At 35.4% G+C, this 22647-nt stretch carries 11 protein-coding genes and 1 CRISPR repeat array (1 of these 12 running past the window's edge); of the genes, 4 read left to right on the top strand and 7 right to left on the bottom strand.

Going from position 1 to position 22647, the window contains the following annotated elements:
- Positions 1–223: direct repeats of the CRISPR family, unit length 38 nt; unit sequence AATTGCAATTTCTCTTACTCCCTATTAGGGATTGAAAC (it extends 6099 nt beyond the left edge of the window).
- A gap of 239 nt (positions 224–462) precedes the next feature.
- The 7 genes from H6G44_RS03510 to H6G44_RS03480 all read right to left on the bottom strand — a co-directional run bounded on the left by H6G44_RS03510 (position 463) and on the right by H6G44_RS03480 (position 16995).
- Complete coding sequence (locus H6G44_RS03510) at positions 463–1254, bottom strand: SDR family NAD(P)-dependent oxidoreductase (protein WP_190384882.1); 792 nt, start codon at positions 1252–1254, stop codon at positions 463–465.
- A gap of 186 nt (positions 1255–1440) precedes the next feature.
- Positions 1441–2955, bottom strand: coding sequence for a thioester reductase domain-containing protein (locus tag H6G44_RS03505; RefSeq protein WP_190384883.1), 1515 nt, complete (start codon positions 2953–2955; stop codon positions 1441–1443).
- Between the two features lie 2 nt (positions 2956–2957).
- Positions 2958–4628: a PfaD family polyunsaturated fatty acid/polyketide biosynthesis protein gene (locus tag H6G44_RS03500; protein WP_190384884.1), complete on the bottom strand. Its 1671-nt coding sequence runs from the start codon at positions 4626–4628 to the stop codon at positions 2958–2960.
- Between the two features lie 169 nt (positions 4629–4797).
- Complete coding sequence (locus tag H6G44_RS03495) at positions 4798–8112, bottom strand: PfaB family protein (RefSeq protein WP_190384885.1); 3315 nt, start codon at positions 8110–8112, stop codon at positions 4798–4800.
- A 4-nt stretch (positions 8113–8116) separates the two neighbouring features.
- Positions 8117–9469 carry a beta-ketoacyl [acyl carrier protein] synthase domain-containing protein gene (locus tag H6G44_RS03490; RefSeq protein ID WP_190384886.1) on the bottom strand — a complete coding sequence of 451 codons (1353 nt, stop codon included), beginning with the start codon at positions 9467–9469 and terminating at the stop codon, positions 8117–8119.
- Positions 9470–9834: 365 nt separating this feature from the next.
- Entirely contained in the window at positions 9835–11565 is a 1731-nt protein-coding gene (locus tag H6G44_RS03485) for an SDR family NAD(P)-dependent oxidoreductase (RefSeq protein ID WP_190384887.1), read from the bottom strand.
- Between the two features lie 102 nt (positions 11566–11667).
- Positions 11668–16995: a type I polyketide synthase gene (locus H6G44_RS03480; protein WP_190384982.1), complete on the bottom strand. Its 5328-nt coding sequence runs from the start codon at positions 16993–16995 to the stop codon at positions 11668–11670.
- 1378 nt (positions 16996–18373) lie between these two features.
- Between H6G44_RS03480 and H6G44_RS03475 the strand changes: the two genes are divergently transcribed.
- From H6G44_RS03475 to H6G44_RS03460, 4 genes are all read left to right on the top strand, one after another.
- Positions 18374–19585: an ABC exporter membrane fusion protein gene (locus H6G44_RS03475; protein ID WP_190384888.1), complete on the top strand. Its 1212-nt coding sequence runs from the start codon at positions 18374–18376 to the stop codon at positions 19583–19585.
- Positions 19586–19680: 95 nt separating this feature from the next.
- Positions 19681–20859 carry an ABC transporter permease DevC gene (devC, locus tag H6G44_RS03470; protein WP_190384889.1) on the top strand — a complete coding sequence of 393 codons (1179 nt, stop codon included), beginning with the start codon at positions 19681–19683 and terminating at the stop codon, positions 20857–20859.
- A 206-nt stretch (positions 20860–21065) separates the two neighbouring features.
- On the top strand, positions 21066–22070 hold the full coding sequence (locus tag H6G44_RS03465; RefSeq protein WP_190384890.1) for an NAD-dependent epimerase/dehydratase family protein: 1005 nt from the start codon (positions 21066–21068) through the stop codon (positions 22068–22070).
- Between the two features lie 47 nt (positions 22071–22117).
- Entirely contained in the window at positions 22118–22576 is a 459-nt protein-coding gene (locus H6G44_RS03460; RefSeq protein ID WP_190384891.1) for a DUF2141 domain-containing protein, read from the top strand.
- The last annotated feature ends 71 nt before the right edge of the window (positions 22577–22647 follow it).

Raw genomic sequence — 22647 nt, 5'->3', positions numbered from 1 at the left:
GGATTGAAACAATTCAGTAATTCATCAAGATTTTTACTCATGTTATTGCAATTTCTCTTACTCCCTATTAGGGATTGAAACAGCGCAAATAATCTGACCTGACAACGGATAACTTATTGCAATTTCTCTTACTCCCTATTAGGGATTGAAACATTTTTATGAAACTACACCTGGCCACCAAAATGAATTGCAATTTCTCTTACTCCCTATTAGGGATTGAAACAAAATTAATTTTTACCCAGATAGATTAAACCCTGTGCTATTAAGTCTCCTAAATTAGTTAGCTTTTATTGTAGTTTTAGTTGCTATATATGTCGCTAAATCTGCTCAAAAATCTGAATCGCAAAAATAATTGCCTAATTGCCAAATCCAGATGAAATATTAATAAATTGCCAAGAACCTTATGTAGTCTTAAAATTCCTTTAGGGACAGAAAAGAAGTCTTGGGAGATTTTACCTTTTATTACTTATCTTCCTGCATACTCCTGACAATTTTTGTGACCATTTTTCTAGGAATAAACCGCACACATTTTGACATAATCTTATTCATAAACCCAGGAATAACAATTATTTTTCCCTGAATTAGGGCATTATAACCAATTTGGGCAACAGTTTCGGCATCCATCATATTTTTACCTTTCAGCATTTTAGAATCAGCCATTCCTGTTCTTTCATGAAATGCTGATGCTGTAGAACCTGGACAAAGAACTGTGACGGTGACACCTGTACCTTCTAATTCATTAGCAATGGCTTCAGAGAATGATAAAATATAGGCTTTGGTGGCAAAATAAACTGCCATTAATGGACCAGGTTGAAAAGCAGCAGCAGAAGAAACATTTAATATCTTTCCATGACCTTGTTTAACCATTTCTTTAAGAAATAATTTTGTTAAATGAGTTAAACAAACTAGATTTACTTGCAGCATTTCCAGTTCAGTATTTAAGTTAGTTTCATTAAATAAACCATAAGTACCAAAACCGGCATTATTTACTAAAATATCAATTTTAATGCCAGCTTGTTGCAGTTCCATGAAAATTTCTTCAGGAGATGTAGATATAGATAAATCTTTGATAATAGGTTTAACAGAAATTCCAAATTCTTCTGCCAAATCAATAGCTATTTTTGTGATTTTTTCTCCTACTCTATCTACTAATACAAGATTATAATTATTATGAGCAAAAATCCGGGCTAACTGATAACCAATACCATTAGCTGAACCGGTAATCAAAACTGTTCCCTGACATTTTATGTTCATTTTACAAAAAAGTGAATTAGACAGATAAATCTTACCGACACCATTACATTATACTAAATAAAAATTAAGCTGCTTATAATTAAGATTTCCAGAATAATTGACCGCAGATAAACGCAGATAAACGCGGATAAATACGGATAAAATAATGGATTTGATAATTATATGCAGCCTCATGGAAAATTGATATTAGGCAAGACTTAGGAAACCAGTCTGTACTAAATAAGATGTGTAAGTCATCAACAATTGAGAATCAATTGGTGGACAAACAATAGAACTTCCTTTTAGTGCTGCTAGGGTTTCTTCACAACTAATAATTGGTCTTCTCGCTTGTAAATACAAATCAGGAATAGTGATTTGTTCATCTGACCAACGTTCTAGTAAAAATGGACGCAAAGTGTATAATGGATTGTCTGGAGATGTGACATTATTAATTAATTCTGCTTGCCATTCTTCGTAGGGAATCATCTTTAGTGAAAAGCCAAAAGAACGCACCCAATCAACTAAAGATTTTAAAGAAGCGGGTTGAGGATGTTGTAAGTGAAAAGCCTTACCTACAGATATTTCTTGTTGAGAAAGATAAACAACTGATTTGCTGACATAATCAACAGGAGACATATCTAACATATAATCTACATCAGGGAAAGAACCCATTTGTAGACAACCTTTAATCATTAAATTGATGAAATCATGGGTATTACAAATTCCAGTTTTACTATCTCCAGAAATTAAAGGAGGTCTGTAAATAGTGATAGGTAATCCTCGACTACCAGCGATTTTTACTAATTTTTCTGCTACCCATTTAGTTTGAGAATAACCGAGAAAAATCCCTTCCCAATCATGAAAATCATCATCTTCTTTAACTAGTTTACCAGCATAGGTACTAGACTCAAAAACAGCCACACTAGAAACATAATGAAATGGCTTAACTTTAGTTTGACAAGCTAAACGTAAAACTTCCTGTGTACCCAAAACATTGGCTGTTTTTAGTGCGGAGTAAGGATAAACATAATTGAGTAAGGCTGCACTATGATAAATCGCATCAATATTAGCAGCTAGATTTTGAAATTGTTCTGCATTAATACCCAAATTTGGCTGTGATAAATCACCAATTATAGGGATAATTCGGCTACTATATTCATCTTGCCAAATGCCATATTGTTGCAAATTATTTTCTAATTTGCTTTTACCTTCTTCTGGATTACTAGCACGAACTAAACAATAAAGAGTTGCTGTCGATACTTCCAGTAATTCCTTAATAATAAAAGCACCTAAATAACCTGTTCCTCCGGTTAAAAAGATATTTTTAGGGTTAGAAACAGAAACAGCATTACCTACTGGTTGAATAGTCGGGTCTAGAACAACTTCCGCACCTAAATCTAGAATAGGAGGAGCAAACTTAACAGGAGAATTTGCGCCCAAACTAGCATCTTTTACCTGAGAATTATCATTTGATTCCTCTGATAACCGCTGGGAAAGAGCGGCAATATTGGGATAATGCCAAAGTAAAATAGGAGAGGGTTTAAAACCTAGTAATTCTTCTAATTTACTAATGATAATCATGGCTTGGGCAGAATCCAAACCATAATTTTCTAAATTTTCATTAACATCAATTTCTGCGGTTTCGACTGTAAGAACTTCCGCAAGATGAGAAACTAGAAATGCTTGAATACTTTCAGCATTATAAGACCGTTTTAAATTCATTTTTACTTCTCCAATGTAGAGGAAATTGGTTGATATTGACTGTAATAAGGAGGCATTTGTAAACCCTGCATTTTTAAACTATGGGTACGATATAAAAATGCAGTTCCCTTCATAATTTGGTTAGCAACATCAACAACATGACGCTGATTAGGTTCTGACAAATAAGAACCACGCACCCAGTCATTAAAACCACCCATAGCTGGTCCGCACCAAATTTGATAATCAACTTCTCGACCTTTTTCACCAGTGCTAGACCAGCGGGAAGATAACCCTAAATACCATCTAAAAATTAAAGCCATTTTCAGTTTAGGATTATTAACAGCTTTACCTAATTTTTCAGGATTCTTTTGGGATAAATAAGCCGCTGTACCTTCCCAAACCTCAGCCAGACTTTTACGGAAAATTTGTTTTTCTAACTTCTCTTTTTCGGCTTTGGGAATTTGTTCAATAGAGTCATAAGTGCGATATAATTCATAGAGTTTTTGCGCTCGCATTGGGAACATTGTTCCCCGTTTGAGAACTTGTAATTTCACTCCCATTTCAAACATATCGGCTGCGGGAGCCATAATCATATCTGCCATTTCTGCTTGTGCTAATAACTTTTTAGTATGTTCACAAGCCCCAGATTCGACACAAGATTGATTAATTGAACCCGTGACTATATAAGCAGCACCCATCATAAAACCAGCTAATGCTGATTCTGGTGTACCAATGCCTCCAGCCACTCCAATTCTAATAGGAACTGAGTAATTATATTGCTCTTGAATTTCATTTTTGAGAGCAATAATTGAAGGTAATAAACATACTAAAGGACGATTATCTGTATGGCCACCAGAGTCAGCTTCAACGGTAATATCATCAGCCATTGGTACTTGGCTGGCCAGAGTTGCTTGAAATTCAGTAATTAGTCCTTGCTGAATTAATTCTTTGAGAATTCTTGCTGGTGCTGGTTGCAAAAATTTAGTTGCAACTTCTCGACGAGAAATTTTAGCAATGACCTTATTTCTAATATCAATTTGATTGGCTGCATTTAATCTTAACCCAGCAACTCGATAATAAACAATATTAGGAGTTAAGTCTAAAAATGCTGATGCTTCTACAGTTCTGACACCATATTTAAGATATAAATCTACAGCGCGGCGTTCAATAGCTGGTTCATTAGGACTGTGAATTAAATTGAAAGCGTAAGGACTATTAGGTAAAGCTTGTTGAATAGAATTAATCGCAGATTCTAAACGTTCTGGAAGTAAACCACCTGCACCAAAAGAACTTAAAATTTTGTCTTTTCCTAGTGCAATTACCATTTCTTCAGAAGCAATACCACCAGCCATTGCTCCGGTCATATAGGCGTATTTTACACCATAAGCATTAAGAAAACTAGAGTCACCAAGTTGTTGTAAACGTAGAGGTAGAAGTGAGATTAAAAGTTCTGCTTGTCCAGATAAACTATGATCATTAGGTGCTAAATACCCATCATTAGTAGCACCAATTTTCCCTGCTATTTTAATAATATAACAAGGTTGATCTAATGTTAATAATTTATCCTTGATACCACTTTTTTCAAAGCTAACACAATCTAATGAACCTTTCCAAACTTGGTTTTGATAATGATTACAGGTGAAAAAACCCAGTCCATTATCATGTTTATTTAGTACCGTCTCAATTGTTTTCACGGTAGTTATTCCTCAATTTATAAGCAGGGTATTTGAAATGAAGAACTTAGTTCACGCAGAGACGCAGAGACACAGAGAAAGAGCAGTTAAGTATTTTTTTATTTCCTCTGTGTCCTCTGTGCCTCTGTGGTTTGTTAAAAAAAGAGCTTTATACTTAATACTAAGTGGATTATTTCTCTTCGTTGAGTAGGTTTTGAGCGCAAGCTAATTGTAATTGGATAATTTCGCTCATTTGTTGACTAAAATCCTGTCTAGCTGCTAAGAAACTCGTGTGCGTTTGAGTTAATTTGGCGGTGTTGTTACTCAGGGCTTGATACTGAGAAATTTTTAAATCATTCATGCTAATTTTTCCACCAGATTCTTGATTTATGTTTTGCTTAATGATTTTTGTTGACTCAAAGAATTTTAGTTTCTTTGACAATTCTAAACCGCTCTCCATGATAGTTTTCATGGTATTTTTTTCTGGCTTTGGTGGGAGTTTGGGGTAAATCTCTGTGGGTGCTATTTTCTCCGCTATCTGTAGGGAATTGATGATTTTATACTCTTGAGAAGGAAAAATTGTTTGCTTTTGGTTATTAGCAAAAATTTGGCGATTTTCTGCATTCAAAATTGCAGAAGTCATGGAATTACCACCTAATGTAACTTTCCTCAGTGTTAATTTATTCTGTTTATTATTCTCTGAGGATAAGTCATATAAAGGAGCTAGGTTTAATTTAACTTGATGACTTAATAGTTTAGCTAAGGCTTTAATTAGGGAACTATGATCATCTGTACCGCGTCGGTTTAGGGATACGGTAAGATGTTCTTGATTACCCAAATTTTTATCTATCCAGCGTGAACAAATACCACCAGCACCAGCTTCAATAAAGATTTTTGCTCCGTCACCATAGACGCGATTAACTAAGCGGGGAAAGTCGAGTTGTTGACATAATCCTGTGGCAATATTGTGGGCAATTTCTTGGCTTTCAATTTCAATTGATTGATATTCAGCAGCGGAATAAAATTTAATTCCTGGTATTTTTCTCGCGGGTAAATTGTATAAGTTTTCCAGTTCTTGAGATTCTGATTGCATTGCTTGACAATGAATTACATGATCAAATGGAGCAGGAAAAGCATTACAACCAAGGGTTTTAATCACTCGTTCACAAGCTGCTGGTTCACCAGCAATTAATACTTCTTCTGCTGTATTAATCTGTGTCAAATAAACGCGATTTTCATTTTTTAAACATTCTCTAACCTGGGTTGGAGTAGCCATAAGAACATAATTACTCCACAAATTATTCTCTGAAATTGTGGAAGTTTTTGCTAGTCCCCAATACTCACGTACAGCATTTTTTGCACCTGATAATCTATCTCCAAATAAAGCTGATGAATTAAAGGTATGGCTAACTTCATAAAAATTGCTCCATACTCCTTGAGCAACCATCATACTAGTTTCACCTAAACTATATCCGAAGACATATTTAGGTTTAATGTTAAAATCTTCGGTGATAATTGTGGAGATTAATCTGGTAAAAAGCACTTCTGCTTCAAACATTGCCAGAGAATCATCTAATAATTTCTTTTCTAGTGTTTCTAATTGTCGAGTTGACAATTTACTTAAACTTCTCGGAAATACCAATTTTTCCACATCTGCTGCTCGTTCGTCAAGACTTTTGATAATGACATCATCTAAGACTTTAGGAAATAACCGGAAAAGACTCCGACCAATACCTAAATAAGTATTAACAGCAGCGGGATAAACATAAGCTATTTCTCCATCTTTTCCTAATGGTTTAGGTGTAAAATAACTGCCTATGGGAGTTTGCCAATCTTTGCCATTTGTAAAGGCATTAGGTACACCTTTTTTGGCAGAATTAATTTCTTTAATTAATTCTTTTTGATTGCGTCCAGTTAGGGAAAGTGTATATTTACTATCAGATGTTTGTTGAAATTTTACAAAGGTTTGACTAGCAATATCTTTGAGAGAATCAGCATTTTCAATTGTTTCTTGTAAATGATCTAATGCTGCTAATAAACTACTTTGATCATTTGCTGCAATTGGTAATAAATGCAAGGGTCTTGATTCTAAATATTTGCTGGTGCGCTCTGGTTGTTGGGTTTCTTCTGATAAGATGATATGGGCAAAAGAGCCGTCACAACCAATACTATTAATGGCGGAAATTCGAGATTTGACTTCTTTTTGCAAAAACCAGGGTCGGGACTCTGTAGCAACGTAGAAAGGACTTCCTTCCCATACTTGCGGTGTTTTGACACCGGACCAATTGGGAGTTCCGGGAATATATCTGTGGTAAATACTCAGCGCAGTTTTAATTAAACTAGCAATTCCTGACGCAACGAAGGTATGACCAATATTAGATTTAACGCTACCTATAGCGCAATGTAAACCATTGTTAACGGAGGGATAAGCTTGAAGAATACCGTTAATTTCGGCTTCGTCTTCTGCGGGAATACCACTAGCGCAGACTTCCAAATAATTGACTTTTGTGGGTTCAATTCCTGCTTGTTGAAAAGCCTGTTGACAGACTTGGGTAATGGTATGACTATCTACAGCCATTGAGGGAGATTGACCAATGCTAATACCATCAATTACTGCATAGATACGCTGATTATTTGCTAAGGCTAAATCATGACGTTTAAGAACTACTGCACCTGCACCTTCTCCTATGTTCCAACCATTAGCTTTTTCGTCAAAACTTAAGGTATTGACTCCTGTATTAATTTTGCCAAATTGACTTCTTAATAAGACGTTTTCTACCCCACCAGCTAAGTCAACAGCACCCACAATTACAGCATCTACTTCATGAGTATCTAGCAGCATTTGCGCTAATTCTAAAGCTTTAAAAGCGGCGGTTTCTACCGCACTAATAGTAAAAGATGGTCCAGAAAAATTCCATAAGGAGGAAATGCGACTGGCCATAATATTAGTAACATAACTGAGATATTCACTCAGTTCAACTTGATTGTGAATACTATCTTGAATGATGCCTTCTAATTGATGAATTTTTTCTGGTGATAAGGCGATTTCAGCACCATTCAAACCATCTTTAATTTGCCAAGATGAATTCCATCTTTGCTGTAATTGGTGGACAGATAATTCTGTATCTGCTGCAATAATTACCGCTACATTACTATTAGGTGAAATTCCTGCATCTTTGAGAGCGCAGTCCGCAACTTTTAATAATAAAAGTTGTTGAGAGTTAATTTTTTCAACTTCGTTAGGAGGGATTTTGTAAGCTAAAGTATCAACTTCAAAATTATCAATATACGCTCCTTGTGGGACTTTTCCTGCTTCTAACCCATACTCTCGCAGTAAATTTTCTTGTTCATTAATACCATGCCATCTTGATGCTGGTAGAGGCATAAAATGCTGTTTTCCGTCATAAATACTGCTCTCAAAGGCATCTAATTCTTGACATTCACCAAAAAAGGCCTCCATACCAACAATTGCCATTTTCGCGGTCTTCTGTTGCTGAATATTCATCTGCTTACTTCCCTGCTTCTAGAATAATATGAGAGTTTGTTCCACCAAAACCAAAGGCACTTAACGCTACTCTTTTAGTTCCTTGACTTGGCCATTTAGTAGGAGTTCTGACAATGTTTTGCACAGAGATAACATTATTTTCAGAACCTATGGGTTGAGTCACATTAATAGTAGGAGGAATCACACCATGGGACATACTTAAAATTGTCTTAGTTATGCCTACCATGCCCGCAGCAACTAGTAAATGACCGACATTTGTTTTCGTTGAACCTACTAATGGGGCTGCTTTATAGGGACTAAAAAAGCCTTCAATTGAGTTACATTCGGTGGTATCTCCTAATGGAGTTCCTGTGGCATGACACTCTAAATAATCAATAGCTTGGGGGTTAAGTTTAGCTTCAGAATACGCTCTTTGATATGCCAGAGTTTGACCTTGAGAATTAGGACTAAGAAGATGTTTACCTTTACCATCATTAGATAATCCATTACCGCAAATTGTGGCTAAAATTTTGTCTCCATCTCTAATAGCATCACTGTATCTTTTGAGCATTACCATTCCTATACCTTCGGAGGTAATTAACCCACGTGATGACTTATCTAAAGGACGACTAATGCCATTATCTGGATATCCTTGAATACCAGAAAATAACATTCTGATAAATAATGGATCTGAGCAACTAATAGCACCAGCTAACATCAAATCAGTTTTGCCAGATTGCAGATAATGGGATGCTAATTTAATGGCGTAAAACGATGAAGAACAAGCAGCATCTATAGAGAAATGAGTTGCAGATAAAGAAAATGCTTTGGAAACTATAGCAGCAGGTAAACCGGAAACCATAGCATTATATGGAGAGACTTTTGTAGGGGTTAATAAACCACCTAAACGAAAGTCTTTTTCCTGTAATAATTCACCAATTGCAGGTTCAATATTTTGCCGATAAATAGGAGCAAATAGACTATTAGAAGCTTTGGTTGGTAATCCTAAAGTTCCTAAAATTACGCCACATTTTGAAAGTGCAGTTTGATTTCCCCAATAACCACTTTGAATAATGGCTTGTTTCGCAGCGTACAATGACCATTTAAAGGTATTATCTAAGGTTTCAAGAAATGCCGCAGGTAAATTATACTCATTAGTATCAAACTTAAAGTTGCGAATAAATCCACCTTTTTGAAAGTAGAATTTTTCCGGTTTACCTTTAGTTGAATCGTAAAATATAGCGGGATCTATTCCCAAATCCGCTATAGTTATAGATGATGTAGAATCTTTTTCTTCTGTGAGATTCTGCCAAAATTCTTCGGGATTATTAGCATCGGGAAATAGGCAAGATAAACCGATAATAGCGATTTTTTCCAATTTAAAAATCCTCGTTGGGGGATGAGGGAAAGAGATATTATTTAATCTTTTCCCTACGTTATTTAGGATTTACGCGATTCCCCAATGTTTACGGATTTATGGACGCAGGAAGATAATTAAGAGAAATGAACTAGGAAGAATGAAAGGAAGATAAAAAATTGTGGTTTGGGTTGATGTAATACCAATTCTGTGCAAAGATGCACCCAATTTAAAGATAAACGAACCACGGAGACACAGAGGACACGGAGAGAAAAAGGTTAAAAATTCGGTGCTACCTCAGAAGGAAATGGTACAAGGAAACCTAAGATTTTGGTGAATTTGTTGGGTTGCGCTGTCGCTTAACCCAAGCTACGGGATTTAGGTTTTTACTTTTTATTTAGCATTTTTATTGGCCAAATTACTGCTTTTGCTCCTAAGATTTTGGAGTAGATTTTTCCCTCACGATTGTGAATAATGAAGTTGACGGTTACACCAGTATCTGTTTTCGCTATGATTTCACAGGAAACATAAAAGGGAATGTTGAATGGTACTGCTAAAAATTGTTCACAGTATGTTAATTGTCCTGGTAAACAAACTTCTTGATGGATATGATTTAACCATAACCATAATGTTTGGGTACTCAAGTCAATTATATAAGGGTTGTGCCATTTTACGGGAAATTGTCCTTGTTCTTTGGCTGTGATTTCTTGCCAACAACATTCGGCTGTCAACTTGTTTGGACTAATATTTAAAACTCTGGTAATTTCTTGGAATGCTGGTCCGTGAAATAGGGATAAATCGCCATTTTGATAGAAGTTTTTACCAGTGCTAGTGACGATATGATCTTCTCTGAGATCCATTGCTTCATAAATGGGAGCTTCTGGCATATTTTTTACCAGTTTTATCAGAGAACTAAAGTGATAATGGGTTCTTCCTTCGCGGGTTTTACTCAATATTTTGGTTTGAAATTCTACAAAATCACCGTCAACTTTGGCAACTTCTTGGATTTCTAGAATATGTTCTTCAGCTAAGGTGGAATTAAAGGTAATTCCTTTTAAAACTTTGAAGTCTTGGCAACTAAAGTATCTATAACCTGGATAAATTTCTTCACAACCATTAACCATCCATGATTTAGCACAGGTCGCTGGTAAAACTGGTGAACCTGCTATTGTATGATCATGTAAAAATGGATTTTCTGCTAATGTCATTCGTCTACGAATGCGATAGCTACGCAGTTCTGAACCTAAAGGACTAGGTGATAGTTTCATCGGACTACCAATCACAACTTGTGTATGATTTTGATAGGCTGGATGTAGTTCATTAACTAACATTTGTGTACCAATTTCTACGGGAATAATATCAATTCCCCGTTCTGCAAATGCTTTTTTTAATTGTGGTGTCACCATACCACTATCCCAACCTCCCCAATTAATTGCGACTACATGACAATTAGGGTGATATTGTTTAATTAAATGGGCTGATTTACTGAGAATTTCGTTAGCTATAGCATAATCAGTTTGACCAATATTTCCATAAAAACCACTCACGGAAGAAAACAATACTAAATGTTCTAATTGTTGAGGATTAACACAAGATAGCAGGTTTTCTAAACCCTGAACTTTAGCTGTGTAAACTTTCTCAAAATCATCTTCTGTCTTTTTTTCAATCAACTTATCTGCTAAATTACCAGCACCGTGAATAATTCCGGTAATTTGACCTACTTTCTGAGAAATTTCTTGCAGTTTAGCTTTCAAATTCACAGTGTCAGTAACATCAACACTAATATATTCAGCCGTTCCTCCTGTGGCTGCAATCGCTGCCAAGGTCTTCTTAATTTCTCGATTAGAATTAATCTGATTAAATATCTTTTGCACCATCATAGGTGTTGGTTTCTCACCCTGAGAAATTAAATTCTCCATAATCCGCTTTTTCAAGGCAGAATCTTCTAAACAATCCCGAACATATTCCGGTTCTTTAGTAATTTCCGAACGACCTAAAAGAACAAACTTACAACGTTTTTGTTGAGCTAATTTAACAGTACATTGAGCAGTAATTCCCTTTGCACCACCACTGACAACAAAAACAGAAGATGGACTAATTTGAACATTTACAGTCATAAAACCTCACCTAAAAAACCAAAATATCAAACTCTTACTCTCTGAGACTCTGCGCCTCTGGGTGAAAAATCATCTCATGGTGGGCATTGCCCACCCTACAAATTATTCAGCCTTTGCTACTAGCGTTACCCTTCCCTGAGAACCATAACCAACTTCGCCAATATAGCGATTAGAATCATGCAATTCAGCAAGAATATATTCAGCAGATTCGTGAGGATCTAAATTAGGATTTAGGTCAATTGCTCTAAAAAATACCTGTGGCCATTCCCAGCGTAAACTCTTTGTTAAACCAAACAAACCAGCAGCAATTACGCTAAAATTACCTTGATTTCCTAACCCAAATTCACCGTCAAGATGGGCAACTGTACAAAAACTTGTTCTTCCTGCTAATAATGCGGCATTATTCAAAGTTATTTTCAGATGTTTTGCCATTAAAAACACTTGTTTAACAATTGCTTTTTCTGATTCTGGATAGAAAATATGCCCAGGTTTTTCAGGAGTAAATTGAGGATGTAGGTGAATAAATGCCCCAATTGGTCCATGTTTAGTAATCACACTTTGCAATAATAATTGCAGATTTTGTTCACTCATGTTTGCCAATGTGACGCGGGTAACACCTGCTGGTAATGGCAATTGTTGGGAAACTAAGGATTGGGGGAAGCTCAAAACTACTACTTTCCAGCCTTGTTCTATCAGTGTATGAGCTAGTTTACTGGTAGTTAAAGAACCATCATCTGTAATTAAACCAATGTGTCCTTCTGGTAACTGGGCTTCCAAAAAATCCGGTCTGGGTAAGGCTCTTAGTTGAACTGGACGACGGGGAAGATTAGGGTCTACCATAGGTGGTGGGGTTAAATCCACTGTTATAGTGGACTCCAACCCGACACAGCGATTAGGGGAAGTTACCGGGTTAACATCAAACTGCGGCTTTTTTTTTTCACCTCCCACCAGTGATTGGAGGTAGTTAACGATTTGTCCAATTGTCCGTAAATCTCCCAGTTCTTCTATATTAGGTTTGGGTAAGTCTGGATACGCTTCCTGCATTGCTCCTAGTATTTCTACTCGTTTGATGGAATCTATGCCTAAATCGGCTTCCATATCCATATCTAGTTCCAGCATTTCCACCGGATAACCTGTTTTTTCGCTGGTGATATTTAACAAGGTTTGTCCTAAATCAGCATATTCGTTACTGTTTTCGGACGGTTGGGAACTGGGAATTGAAAATTGGGGAATAATAATTGGTTCTGATACTAATTCCTCTGTTATTTCTGTTTGAATTTGAGGAATGATAATTGATTCTGCCGGGATTTCTACTGTTAATTGATTCTGTTTTTGCAGATATTCAACAACTTGACCAATGGTGCGTTTTTCTGCCAGTTCCTCAAGGTTTGGTTTGGGCAAATTAGGATATAATTCTTGCAATCCTCCTAAAATTTCTACCCGTTTAATGGAGTCAATCCCTAAGTCGGCTTCCATATCCATATCAAGTTCTAACATTTCGATAGGATAACCTGTTTTTTCACTGGTTATAGTTAATAAGTTATTAGCTAAACCATCCAAGTTAATGTTATTGCCTAAAGGTGCAGTCTCTGGAATTAATACAATTGGTTCAGGTTCAGGTTTAATTATCTCATTAATTACGGTTTCTGCAACTTTAATTATGGTGGGAATAGCTGCTTCTAATGGAACTTTTGGCTCAATTTCTGGCACTGCTTGGGGAGGAATAATATTAACAGTGGGAGGAACTGGTTCTTCTTCTGGTGATCCTGCTTCGGTTTCAGAAATGAGTTGAGAATATTCTTCTTGAATTAGTTGGAAAAAGTGTTTGGTATATTCTATCTGTTCCCGTAAATATTGTTCATGAATGCGGAGAGTTTCACCTTGTTGGGAATGAAACTGTATCATACTCCGCTCTAAACTTTCCATGATTACTTGTTTAATTTGAGCGGCTTCAGTGGAAGATTTAGCATTAGCAAATAAGCTGTTTTGCTGTTGCATTAATTGGAAGAAAGTTTTAGCATATTCTATCTGATGATTTAGATATGTGCTGTGAACTTCTAAATTCTCGCTTTGGTTATGTTGAAAACGGCTGAGAAGTTGTTCTAAACTGGTGAGAATTTGTTGACAATTTATCAGTTTATCTGGTGTTTGCATCTTCCCTCCGCACGGGGTGAACAATTGTGAACTGGGTTCTATTTGGGATTCTTTTGTGATGGTTACAGTAGTCATTTGAGGCTGTAATTGGGTTTCAATAACTGGTTGTTTTTTATGTCCGTTACCGTTGCCGTTATGTCTGTTAGGGATTTTGACAACTTTTGAATTATCAATTTCTAGATTTTTCAATTCTGCAATTTCTGGACTTTTAAACTCTTGAATGACTGAAATTTTATGCCCGTTCTGTAAGCTTTCAGTAAAGGCATTTTTGGTTTTATCAGAAATGTAGTTTATGCCGGTTAATTTGACGCTGAGGGCTTTTTTGGTGGCAATGGGAGGCAATACCGCAGGGAGTTGATAGGGGTCAAAATTGCCCAAATTCATGCCGATAACGCGCAACTGAACTACGGCTTCTCGCAAAGAGCGATCGCTATTTTTTGAGCTACTAGGATTAAGAGATATGGTAAGATGTGGACGGTCTCCTAAGATATCTTTGACCAAATTACTTAAAACCCGTTTTGGTCCAAATTCTACAAAACAATAACCACCAGCCCCATAGATATTTTCAATCTCTTGTTTAAACAGCACTGAACTAGCTAAATGATTTTCTAAGTTCCTTTGAATTGCGGCTGCGTCTTGGGGATAATGTTGACCGGTGACATTACTAAAAACGGGAATTTGCGGACTTTTAAAAGTTACTGATTTAGTAGCAATGGCAAAGGATTTTTGCGCGAATGCAATTAACGGAGTATGGAAAGCCGCAGACACAGGTAATAAAACCGCACCATAGCCTAGTTTTTGGCAAGTATTCTGAATTTTATCAATTTCTAATTTTGGACCGGCTAAAACAATTTGGGTGGGAGAATTAAAGTTAGCAATACTTACTTTTGGAAATTGCCTCAGCAGCGGTTCAATTTTGCTGATATCTTCCTTCACCGCTAACATACTACCAGCATCATGATCTGGGTCTTTGGGTGCAGCCATGGCCTGTCCCCTCGCTTTTACCAGGAACAAATAATCAGCCTCACTCAATACTCCAGCAGCCCACAAGGCGGTTAATTCACCAAAACTATGTCCTGCGGTGAAATCTGCTTTAAACCCAGCTTGCTGCAAAATCCCATACAAACCAGCACTAAAAACCCCAATTGCAGGTTGAGCATATTCAGTTCTTTGTAAGGTTGCAATTTGGGCTTTTTTCTCAACTTCATCAAAGCTAGAACGAGGAAAAACAACTTCGGAAACAGGTGGCAAATTACTTTGCTTGAACAGATGATCCATCTTGCCATATAACTGTCGCAAGCTAGGAAAATTCATCACCGCTTCTCTGCCCATTTCCAAATATTGAGAACCTTGTCCAGAGAATAAAGCCACAACTTTTCCAGCCAATTCTATTCCATAAGAACGGTAATAAATACCTTGAGGATGCTCCCAGGAAATTGCGCCAGGTTTATTTTTTAGTAAATCAATACTAACTTGCAGTAACTTACAAGCTTCTTGTAAATTTTCCACTACAAACCCAATTCTGACCGCATTTTTAGGAATAGTTAGAGATTGACACTCTAGCAATAATTGCGAATAATATCTTTCTCTATCATGAGCTTGCAAATTCTGATAAGTTGCCTCTAATTTGCTAATTAATTCCGCAGGAGTAGCACCAAATAATAATACTTCACCTGCTGCACCATGCAAACGATAAGAACTTTTTTGTTCTGGTTCGTATTCTTCCAAAACAACATGATAATTTGTACCACCAAAACCGAAAGAACTCACCCCTGCACGTCTAGGAGTTTCACCTTCTGCCTTTATCCAAGGTCTAGTTTGAGTATTTAGATAAAAGGAGGAATTTTCAATATCTAATTTCGGATTTGGTTCATTAATATTGATAGTCGCTGGTAATATTTTGTGATGCAATGCTAGGGCAGTTTTAATCAAACTAGCTGCACCTGCAGCGGCTTTTGTATGGCCAATTTGCGATTTTACACTTCCTAAAGCAATATGCTGTTTTTGGGTATCATGTTTCGCAAAATAATCTCTTAAAGAACCAAATTCTGTAGGATCTCCAGCCATTGTTCCCGTACCATGAGCTTCCATTAAACCCACAGTTGCCGGCGAAAACCCAGCATCATCATAAGCCCGTTCTAAAGCCTTAACTTGTCCTTCTTTTCTAGGGGCATAAATACTCTTGTAGCGACCATCGCTAGAAGTACCAATTCCCTTAATTACCGCATAGATTTTATCGCCATCTTTTTGGGCATCTTCTAAGCGTTTTAGGAGAATCATCCCAATGCCTTCACCTAACATCATGCCATCAGATTTAGCATCAAATGGTTTAACATTATCACTAGGAGTAACCGCAGGAGTTTTGCTGAAAGAAATGTAAGCCATGATAGTATTATCGGTGTCTACTCCACCGGTTAACATCATATCGCTACGATGTTCAACTAATTCACTAATGGCCATTTTTAATGCCCCAAAAGAACTAGCACAAGCGGCATCAACTACACAATTTGTACCACCAAAATTGAATCGATTAGCAATTCTTCCAGCTACTACATTTGCTAACATTCCTGGGAAAGCATTTTCATCCCATTTCACATAAGCAGATTTGATTTTATCAACAATTTTTTTGGTATCTTCGTCAGACAAACCACTGCTTTTAAGAACTTTTTCCCAAATCGGATATTCTAATCTGGCAGCTAAGGGCATTCCCAATTGTTTACCCATGGCCACACCCAAAATTACCCCAATATTCTCGCGGCTAAATTCACGAGAATCACCATAACCAGCATCTTCCATTGCTTCTTTTGCAACTACTAAACTTAATAGTTGGGAAACATCTGTAACTTCTAAAATGCTGGGAGGAATGCCAAATTCCATGGGGTTAAAATCAACTTCGGGAATAAAACCACCACGTTTACAATAGGTTTTATCTTCTGGTGTTCTTGGATTTGGATCATAATAATCTTCCACACTCCAATGACTTGAAGGAACATCAGTAATACAGTCAATTTTATTAACAATATTTTGCCAATAGGCTCTTAAATTTCTTGCTTGAGGCATTAAAGAAGCCATACCAATAATAGCTATTGGATTTGCTTGTAGTTTTCTATTAATTTCGTTAGTTGACATGGAATTTTTTGATAATGTGCCGTTAGTCATGTTCATTTTTTTTTCCTCTATAAACCTAAGTAAAGCCTGTTCACAGCTATTAATTTGAGCTTCTAATTCCGTAAAGGAAGTATTTATTGTGTCTATTTTTTTTGAGGGGTAAGACATCATGATAGACTAATCTTAATTACCGTGAATTGTGTAGTATTCTAGGCTATTAACAGATAGTTTTCTATCTGCATTCACGCAGTTACTACAGGTGAGTTTAAATGTTTGGCCGGACATCAATTCCACAGCATATATACTGCTTTCTTTGTTGTAATCATCGAATTTCTAGGTGTTTTTTGGATATTTTGCACCAATTTTATAACATATTGAATGTTTTACCTATTGAACAACAATGTTGTGGATATTGATATAGAATTTGCCAGTTTTTAAAGTCTAGGATAACCTATTTTAGATGATTAGACTGATAAAAGCTGCCAAAATCGTTACAAAAATAATCAGCACTCTGTGGCAAATTCTCTGAATAGTGAAAAAATACTTAAGCAGCTTTTTAATAGTCTAGAATTTTGTAACTTAGTGAGATACAAAAACCCAGATTATTAAGGGATATATTTTAGTATTTTTTCCAGTTATGGAAATAAAATCAACAATTTATTTTCTATTTATAAATGTTGAATTAATAAAAAGACTAGCACAATTTATGAAAACGGAATAGTTCATTTTTGCTAATTTTTGGGAGAAAATATTTGTCAAATCACATCCCTGTCAATAAAACATAATTAGGTGAGTAAAATTTAGAGCTTTACTTGTGAATGATATATCACGGGTAATTACAGATTTAAGATCAATATTTTCTTGATAATTCAAGGATTTTAAGTGAATTGTCTCATAAGTAACTAATCAATAAATATACATAGTAAACCTTTGAACATAAATGGGTCTTTTTTGAGGAAACTATCATAATCAAGTCTGAGTTTTTGATGAATTTATAAGATAACTTACCTTTTCTAGACAATTGGTTATTTATAAACTAAACATTAATTTTTTCAACGTTGAAGACAAACCTATAAATATCTCAATTGTGATGAAATATAGACATTTGGCAACTATAAACCACAATTTGCTAAAAAACTTACAGATTTTTATATTAATTCATGAGTTATTAAATATAAGATGTAATTAAGGATTTTATTAATTAAAACAACCAAATTTAGTTGACAATATCAAAGTTATTTGGGATAATCATGGGTAGGTTTATTCATTTCCCCAAGTTATTAGCATCATCACTACTTGGGAATTAAAGATTTTTATTTCTCTCTAGAGCTATCGTATTTTAGACTACTTAATTAAATGCCAATTCAAGATAAAATTGAGGATAACCAGAGGCAAAAAAACACTAATTTGAGTATTTATAACAGCTAAAAATGCTGAAAACAATTCATAGATAAATAATTAGACATATCTCTTCCCTAAAAGCAACAGAGAATAGGTCTATAAACATGACAAGTATTTCCCGAAATAATACCATTGGAATAAAAATATGGCAGTAAATAAAAAACGCCAATTATTCAGTCTAATTGCATTAAAATGGAGAATAATTCTGGCAACTTCTCTAACTTTAGCTACGGGATTAGTATCTTTATCCATTTTTCATCAGTTGAAAATAAATTCTCACACTCAATCTTTTGCTGTAACAACTGTTAGTAAATCTAAACCTATTCCTGTTAAAGTTGCTGTAACTGCTTTAGGAAGGTTACAACCACAGGACAAAATTACTTATTTATCTGCTCCTAATTCTATCAATGGTGTTAGAGTCGAAAAACTGCTAGTTAAAGAGGGAGATAATGTTAAAAAAGGACAAGTATTAGCTTATGTAGAAAACTATGCTCGTTCTCAAGCAGCTATCCAACAAGCATTTGATAAATTGTTAATTGCTAGAACCAAACTTGCACAGGTACAAGCTGGAGCAAAAACCGGAGATATCAATGCTCAAAAAGCCACAATTACCCGGTTAAATTCTCAATTAAAAGGAGATATTGCGGCTCAATCAGCAACAATTACCCGTCTTCATGCTGAAGTTATAAACACTCAAAAAGAAAGTGATCGCTATCAACAATTATCTAAAGATGGTGCTGTTTCTGCTTCTATTTTTGATAGTAAAAAATTAGCTTTACAAATTACACAGCAGCAGTTAAAAGAAGCTAAAGCTACCCTTAAAAGGACACAAGACACCCTGGAAGATCAACTTAAAGAAGGAAGATTTAAACTTGATAGTATTCAAGAAGTCAGGACTGTAGATGTGGAGTTAGCAAAAAGTGAAGTTAAAAGTGCAGAAACAGCAGTTAAACAAGCTAAAACCGACCATGATTTAACTTACATTACTTCTCCTATAGATGGCAGAATTTTACGAATTCATGCCAGAAATGGCGAAGTAATTGGTAATTCTGGTTTTGCAGAAATTGGCAATACTTCAAAAATGCAAGTTCTTGCAGAAGTGTATCAAACTGATATTCAAAATGTCCGAATTGGTCAAAAAGCTATTATTACCAGCACTACCTTTCCTGGTAAATTACAAGGAACTGTCCGAGAAATTGGTTGGCAAGTTGATAAGCAAGGTATCTTTAGTATTAATCCCAATTCTGACGCAGACCGCAGAGTAATTGAAGTCAAAATATCTATTGATAATCCTAGCGATAGTCAAAAAATATCTCGATTAACTAACTTGCAAGTTGATGTTTCTATCCAGATTTAGTGATTGGTTATTAGTGATTAGTTATTGGTTATTTTCTACAACTGACAACTGACAACTAACAACTGACAACTAACAATTAACAATTGATAACTAATATGAATATCAAAATTCCTTTAGGGTGGCTACAGCTTGCCCAGCAGAAAATTCGCTTTGCGATAGCTGTAGCCGGAATTGGCTTTATTGTGCTGTTAATGTTTATCCAACTTGGTTTTCAAGATGCACTATATTCCAGTGCTACAGCACTACATCAAAGATTAAACGGTGATTTGTTTTTAGTTAGTTCTCAATATAAATCTTTGACCGCAATTCAAAGTTTTTCTCGGACTCGATTATATCAAACATTAGGCTTTGATGGTGTTGATTCTGTTAGTTCAATTTATTTGCAATTTGCAAAGTTAAAAAATCCCGTAAGTGGCGAGAAATATTCAATTTATGTCATTGGTTTTGATCCAGGAAAACCCGTGCTAGATATTCCAGAAGTTACAGAAAATTTAGATAAACTTAAAATTCTTGATGTTATGCTATTTGATAGAGATGCTCGTCCAGAATTTGGACCAATAGCAGAATTATTTAATCAGGGCAATATTAAACAACCAATTGAGATATTTCCCTTTGATGCAATTAAGGGTTATCGAGTGAGAGTTGGAGGTTTATTTAGTTTAGGACCTTCCTTTGGTGTTGATGGTAATTTAATTGTTAGTGACTCAACTTTTTTAAGAATAAATCCTAACAACCGTCCCGTTGAAAAAATAGATATGGGAGTAATTAGACTTAAAAACGGTGCTAATATAAAACAGGTTTTAGCCAATTTAAAAGCCAATCTACCAAATGATGTAAAAATATTCACCCGTCCAGAATTTGTTGATTTTGAAAAACAATATTGGTCAGTCAGAACCCCCATTGGTTTTATCCTCAACTTGATGCTAATTATGGCTTCGGTAGTCGGAGTGGTAATTGTTTATCAAATTCTATATAGCAATATTGCTACTCAATTTATTGCCTATGCAACTTTAAAAGCCATTGGTTATGCTAATGGATATTTATTAAATGTTGTTTTTCAACAAGCATTAATTTTAGCATTATTAGGTTATATTCCTGGTTTTATTGTTTCCATTGGTTTGTATGATTTTGCCATGAAAGCAACTAAATTGCCAATTATTATGACAAGTAATAATGCCTTACTTGTTTTAGTATCTACAGTCTTAATTTGTATTACCTCTGGAGCATTAGCTATTAATAAACTCCGTTCTGCTGATCCGGCTGATAGTTTTTAGAAATTTGTTGCACAAACGAATAAACCACTGCCAAATATTTTCTAAATTAACACTAACCTAAGATAGAAGTTAAATGCTATTAACAACAGTACAATTCTCCTGCCAGTACAACAGTTCATAGTTGATCTTTATGACTTAGCTTGTATAACTTTTTCAACTGTGTGACTAACGTCATCCTATCAAAAAAAACACCTATCTAGATCCCTATGAACTTCCAAAACAAAACACTGCTAATTACAGGAATTGAAGAATTTATTGGCTTACGTGCAGCGGAATTAGCTATAGCTCAAGGAATGAAAGTTAGAGGTATACAAAGTTCTCAAATTAAGGATCAAACAGCACAAAAATTAGGTGTAGAAATTTTAGTTGGTAATATTACAGATCCGGCAATTTGCTCCAAAGCTTGTCAGGGAGTAGATATAGTTTTACACAATGCTCAAATTGCCGAAGAAGCCGGGGATATTAAGCATTTTCGAGAAATAAATGTGAGCGGTACTATGAACATCTGTAAAGCCGCTAAACAAGCTGGTGTCAAAACATTTGTTCATCTTTCTAGTGCTTTAGTATATGGGTTTGATTACCCGGAGAAAGTTACAGAATCAGGTGTACTTTCTGGTGAAAATAATGCTTATTGTCAAACAAAAATTGAAGCAGAAATCGAAGTTTTAAAACTGAATAATGACCCAGAATTTGGAGTAATTGTAATTCGGGCTGGAGATGTTTATGGTCCGGGAAGTCTTCCTTGGATTGTGCGGCCAATTCAAATGATGCGACAAAAATTATTTGCCTATGCTAATGAAGGCAAAGGTGTCATGAATCATCTATATGTAGATAACTTAATTGATGCCATCTTTTTAGCAATAGATAAATCAGCTTATGGAGAGGTTTTTAATATTACTGACGGACAGGAAACCTCCTGGAAAGATTATTTTATTCATCTCGCTTCATTAGAAGGTTTACCAGCACCAATATCTTTACCTAAAGAGGAAATGAAATTATTTCTCAAGGTGCGTCTTCAGGGACAAAAACTATTTCGTAAAAAGGCTGATATTCTCCCAGAATCAGTTGATTTTATGAGCCGTCCTTATGCCTATTCTATTGCTAAAGCAGAAAGTATTTTGAATTATCAGGCTAAAATTAATTTAGCAGAAGGAATGCGTCGTACTCATGAATGGTTGCAAAAGACTGACATTGAAAAATTGGCCAAATAGATAAAAGTCCTCAAGAGTAAATTTTCACTAACAGGAAGTATTGACTAATGTTTAAAATTGTAAATCTGTTAATTGCTACTTTGCTAACTATTAGCTTTTCTGAAGTAGCACAGGCTGAATCAACAAAATCATTAACTGTAGTTGTTAATGGCATTCGTAATCAAACAGGGGAAATTTGTATGAGAGTGTATAACTCTGAAAAAGGATTTCCAGATAATGCTAAAAGTGAAGTTAAAAGTGGTTGTACTAAAATTACAGGAAATTCTATTCAAGAGGTATTTTCTGGATTAAAACCTGGGACTTATGCTGTAGCTGTAGTTGATGATCAAAATGGTGATCACAAACTCAATAAAGACTTTTTTGGCATTCCCAAAGAGGGTTTTGGGATTTCTCAAAATCCTACTGTTTCCATCAGCACTGGCACACCTAAGTTCAAGAATTCCAGTTTTAAAGTTGATAAGAATACTACCATTAATATCTTTTTGAAGTATTCTCTTGATCCCTAATTAAGAATTTAGAATTGCTGGAGATTATCCCTAATAAATTAGGTGCATTCTAGCTTAACACACCTTACGAA

Origin of the sequence: Aphanizomenon flos-aquae FACHB-1287 (genome assembly GCF_014698755.1) — a bacterium.
Classification (GTDB): domain Bacteria; phylum Cyanobacteriota; class Cyanobacteriia; order Cyanobacteriales; family Nostocaceae; genus Dolichospermum; species Dolichospermum flosaquae.
Note: the sequence above shows the minus strand (reverse complement) of the source record. Positions and strands in the feature narration are given on the sequence as shown.